Raw genomic sequence first — 1,863 nt, 5'->3', positions numbered from 1 at the left:
CATCAATAGTCGAAAACACATTAATATCCAGACTCAAACGAGTCAATTCGACATTACCCGAAAGATCTATCGCCGCTAATTTATTATCTCGAAGCTCTAACTCAACTAAAGCCAAGTTAGCAGACAAGTCGAGAAAATCTAGCTGATTCCCCCGCAAGAATAAATTCGTTAGCTGGGTGTTTTTTGACACATCAAGTGCTGCCAAAAAATTAGCATCTAGCGACAACCAATTTAAAGCGGGATTATTACTCACATCGATCGACGTTAATTTGTTTCGCTCAACAAACAACTCTTCCAAATAAATATTTTCTGATACATCAATATCCACCAGTTGATTATCATTAAGATTTGCATATTCCAAACGTCTATTTTCAGAAACGTCCAATTCCACTAACTTATTCCCGCCGGCATTCAGGTGCATCAAATAAATGTTTACTGACAAATCGAGAGTTTCAATGCTATTCCACTCCAGATACAATTCCTTCAAAGCCGAAAGCTGCTCCACCCCCGAGGCGTCCACAATACTCATAAAAGAACACCCCAGCGAAATCACTTCATCTACTTTAATTTTACCTGTATTTTCAACGCACTCACGAAAATTTGAATCTGTAAATTTTGAGAAATCAATATCATCAACCTGAGTTGCATCCGGCAAACCATCATCCCCTAGCTCAATATTATCAAGCGCGGCATTGTCGCCGCCGCTTTCTGAACAGGCTGTAATAAACATTAAAAGCAGTAACACCCAATAGATATTTCTCATGATTTTTATACACGCCTCTTTCAAACACAACTTCATTGATTATTAAATATTCACCCAAGAGAAAATACCATAGAGGAACTACTTCTCTATTTTTTACCCCGAATAAAACCAATTCCCGCTACAATGCCCACCACAAAACTCCCCGCCACAAACCCGAGCACTGCCGTCACCAAGGCTGGCAAAACAAGGCCCGCCAACCAAGCAGCCGGTAAATGATGGCTCCACTCTTCGATGTGGTGCATATGCTCGGCAGCGATGGGAATGCCGTGAATTAAAATACCGCCGCCCACTAAAAACATAGCGGCTGTACCGAAGATAGATAAAAAATGCATTAACTTGGGTGCAGCCCATAAAAGAAATTGGCCTAGCTTGCGCGCAAGGCTGTTTGTTTTATTAATTAAATACAAACCGGCATCATCCATTCGAACAATGCCTGCCACGGCGCCATAAACAAACACCGTTAAGAAAAAAGCCACAACACTTAATACCAGCGCCTGCATAACCAAACTGGCACTGGCAGCTGTCCCCAATACGATCACTATAATTTCGGCTGATAAAATAAAATCGGTGCGAATCGCGCCTTTGATTTTGTCTTTTTCAAAAGCTAGCATGTCGACTTTTTCATCGGCCACGGCTTTTATGATCTCTTCGTGATGCGCTTGTTTTTCGTGTTTATGAAAAAGGACGTGCAATACCTTTTCTGCCCCTTCGAAACACAGGTAAGCCCCGCCCAACATCAACAGCGGTGTAATCAACCAAGGAATGAGTGCGCTAATGGCTAAAGCCGCCGGAACCAATAGGCACTTATTGAGAAGCGAACCTTTTGCCACTGCCCACACAACCGGCAGCTCGCGATCGGCATTTACGCCGGTCACTTGCTGTGCATTGAGTGCCAAATCGTCCCCAAGAACACCAGCCGTTTTCTTGGCGGCGACCTTACTCATCAATGCGATGTCATCTAATAACACTGCAATATCGTCAAAAAGTGCAAAAAAGCTGCTGCCGGCCATAAGTCATCCTAGAATAAGTCAGTGAGTCGATTGTTTAAGGGACGAGGCAATAATAGTTTATCCAATTAGGCGAAGAGATCGACTTTCTTA

2 protein-coding genes are annotated in these 1,863 nt (G+C 42.9%); both read right to left on the bottom strand.

The features are described 5' to 3' along the window. Window positions 1-763, bottom strand: a 763-nt coding sequence (locus AC3A8L_RS19460; protein WP_487963935.1) for a leucine-rich repeat domain-containing protein, incomplete at its 3' end; no start/stop codon positions are given. A gap of 86 nt (window positions 764-849) precedes the next feature. After that, complete coding sequence (locus AC3A8L_RS19455) at window positions 850-1,773, bottom strand: DUF808 domain-containing protein (protein ID WP_487963934.1); 924 nt, start codon at window positions 1,771-1,773, stop codon at window positions 850-852. Between the last annotated feature and the right edge of the window lie 90 nt (window positions 1,774-1,863).

The sequence above is a fragment of the Marinagarivorans sp. genome (assembly GCF_982758155.1).
This window is presented reverse-complemented; position numbering and strand designations above follow the sequence as displayed.